The 2,039-nt window shown below is 58.0% G+C and carries 4 protein-coding genes; all 4 read right to left on the minus strand.

The features are described 5' to 3' along the window. Positions 1–352, minus strand: a 352-nt coding sequence (locus KKA81_15920) for a hypothetical protein (protein MBU2652416.1), incomplete at its 3' end; no start/stop codon positions are given. Beyond that, positions 349–591: a hypothetical protein gene (locus tag KKA81_15925; GenBank protein MBU2652417.1), complete on the minus strand. Its 243-nt coding sequence runs from the start codon at positions 589–591 to the stop codon at positions 349–351. The genes KKA81_15920 and KKA81_15925, both read right to left, overlap by 4 nt. A gap of 2 nt (positions 592–593) precedes the next feature. Then, positions 594–998 carry a hypothetical protein gene (locus KKA81_15930; GenBank protein MBU2652418.1) on the minus strand — a complete coding sequence of 135 codons (405 nt, stop codon included), beginning with the start codon at positions 996–998 and terminating at the stop codon, positions 594–596. 597 nt (positions 999–1,595) lie between these two features. Beyond that, on the minus strand, positions 1,596–2,039 hold a 444-nt coding region (locus KKA81_15935), incomplete at its 5' end, for a hypothetical protein (protein ID MBU2652419.1).

A 2,039-nucleotide genomic window follows, 5' to 3' on the forward strand; every position in this document is an offset into this window, starting at 1 on the left:
AGGCGGCCTCGAAGAAGTCGGCGCTGGTGCATGACTCGAACCCGAGGCCGAGCTTCGCGAGGGCCGATATCTTCTCCCTGTAAAGGCCGAGCCGTTTCACTGCGTCCGGCCTCCGGGCCAGCTTACGTGCCGGATTGGGACCGGAGATGCTTCCATTCATTATGGCTTCGGCCAGCATCAGCTTGTGGGTCAGCTCGTGCCATACTGTTTGCGGCAAGGTAATGAGAAGGTCGCCAGTTGCACATCGCCTCAGAAGCCTCTGCGATTGCTGTGAAGCGCCCTGCTCAGCGTAGAGAAGGACATTGGTGTCTACTACGCACAGACTCCCGCTCTGTATGTCATCTAAATTCATCGGTCCCAGGTATCCTCTTCCAGGAGTTCCCCAAACTGCTCCCGGCTCAGCCGGATGGGTTGTTCGCAGAAAATCCTGTAGGCTGCTTCACGTTTTCGAGGATCGGGGACCTTGTTGCCGAGGTAGGCGACCAGGGCATCCTGGATCAGGTCGCTCAGGGGCCGATTTTCTTCGACGGCCCGCCTCTTGGCAAGCTTGATGACCTCTTCCTCTATAACCGTTCCTACCTTTTGCTTCATTCTTAAACCTCCATGGGCCCCAGCACCAGCCAGGGCGTTAGGACTTCCATGAGACTGATGCCTTCGTGACGAAAAAGAGACTGGGATGGTGAAGGGGCCTGGGGCCGGTTATGGCAGCGCCCCTTAATCACCGCGATTCTCCTTTCGCGATCAATGAATAGCTCGGGAGCTTCTTCCGGCAACGGCTCACCTTCCTGGAATTGTCGGCAACGTTTCCCCTTCAGGGGACGGTCTGTTCTATCCAGGTTCCTGTCGTCCAAGCCCGGACCGAGGAATACATAGCCGTGGTCGCTCGTCACCAACACATGCCTTGAAGGCGGAAGAGCCTGAACAGTTCGCCTCCAGACTATTTCGAGACTATCCCAGATTCCATCATAAAACCGAGCTTCAGAGGCGGTACTGTCCATGAAACGGCCATCGGGGAACCGGTGCCAGACCAGCAGCCGCCCTGCATCCTGGGAGATGGTCTGGTGTTCATCGGGTGTCTTGAACAGATGGACCTGGATGCCCTGTTGCTTGAGCTCACGTCTTGAAACCAATTGGGAGGGGCTGATCACCGGAAGCCCCAAGCCGAGCCTCGCCCCGATGAAATGCTCCGTGTTGCTGGGGATGGCCGAACGCGCACATCCTGTCTCCAGGATAGGTCTACTCGACCCTTGTGACAGTTCCTGAAGCCTGGGCATCTCTCGCAGGGAGCAGCCATCCAGGATCACAAGACACCCTTCCTCGTATTGATTGAAAAATTCTGCGACAGTCCGTGAAAGAGGGGGGTCCGCGCAGAGTTCCCTGAAATAAGAATCGGCTGAGGCCGTCAGCAGTGATTCGGCCTGATTCACCAGGGTTTCGCCTGATTCGAGGTATTGGGATGGAACGCCGCCACAGTCGATGAAGCGGTCCCAGGTCCAGACATCATCCAAAAGCCATGCCTCGAGGCGGGGGAGTCTGGGCTCTGGGGTTGTGAGCCGATCAAGGCATGCATGGTCAAATGCGGGTCCCATATTCGATCAGTCCTCCTTGCTTCCCTCACCCTGACCCTCAACCGGGGAAAGTTGGATTCCGGCCATATACCTCCCGTCTGTCAGGTTCGGGAGGGACTCGCACAGGCCCTCTACCCTGGCCTTATCCATGGGACCCTGGATATTCAGGTCAATCTGGGCCTCCAGGTCTCCCGCTTCTTTTATGGAGCCCCGAAAGGCCGTGGGCAAACCAGAGAGATCCGCGTTGGTGTATCTCGCAAAGATCTGAAATCGGACGCGCTGAATGCGCTCTCCTTCCACATCCGCAAGCCTCTCGGCCACAGACTGTCTCAATTCCCCCATGGACCGGCAATATGCGGTGCTCCTTTCCTCGTGGGGCATCGGGGACGGTTGAACGCCTCCCTCCGGCCGGGACCCGGGAGGCTCTGGATGAGGCCACGATGGTTCCGGGTGGGTCGTGTCCGGCTCAGG

The sequence above is a fragment of the Bacteroidota bacterium genome (genome assembly GCA_018831055.1).
Lineage (GTDB): Bacteria > Bacteroidota > Bacteroidia > Bacteroidales > B18-G4 > M55B132.